This is a genomic window from Gillisia xinjiangensis (assembly GCF_046298265.1).
Lineage (GTDB): Bacteria > Bacteroidota > Bacteroidia > Flavobacteriales > Flavobacteriaceae > Gillisia > Gillisia xinjiangensis.
Genome location: NZ_JBKAHK010000110.1, coordinates 1 through 538, shown reverse-complemented (window position 1 = coordinate 538; position 538 = coordinate 1). Strand labels below are relative to the sequence as shown.

Below are 538 nucleotides of genomic sequence, written 5' to 3'. Positions count from 1 at the left end.
CTGCAACCGGCGTCCGGGGGGACGCCACTTGGAGACGGTGCCCCCCTTGGTGCCCCTGCGCTGTAATGCTGTTTGACCCCGCCCAGTTCACCACCCACCAGCCCCTCGCCCGCGGCTCCGCGCTGCGCCGCTGGCTGGCGCGGCTCTGCCTTTGCGTCTGTCTTGTCGTGGGTGCCGGTGCCGCCCTGCTGCTGTTTGCGCCCCTGCTGTGATTTTTCTTCGCTCCTGACACACAGGTGACAGGAGCCAGCGGGACGCCCCGGCCCTCCCCCCTGGCAACGGCGGGGGTGAAGCGCATATAAAGGGGCATGTCGAACCCGGCCACCGCCCCCTTTCCGGTCAAACCGGTCAACGTGCCCCTGGGCACGCCCTTCCGCATCGACTCCGATTACAGGCCGGCGGGCGACCAGCCGCAGGCGATCGCCGAGCTGACCGCGGGACTGAAGCAGGGCGAACGCGACCAGGTGCTGCTGGGCGTGACCGGCTCCGGCAAGACCTTCACCGCCGCCCAGGTCATCACCGAGGTCCAGCGCCCTGC

1 protein-coding gene is annotated in these 538 nt (G+C 69.9%); it reads left to right on the top strand.

Features of this window, described 5'->3' with window-relative positions; genetic code table 11:
* Positions 1–308: 308 nt before the first annotated feature.
* Positions 309–538: DEAD/DEAH box helicase family protein (locus ACKGJN_RS16740; RefSeq protein WP_409540705.1), on the top strand; the 230-nt coding region annotated here is incomplete at its 3' end.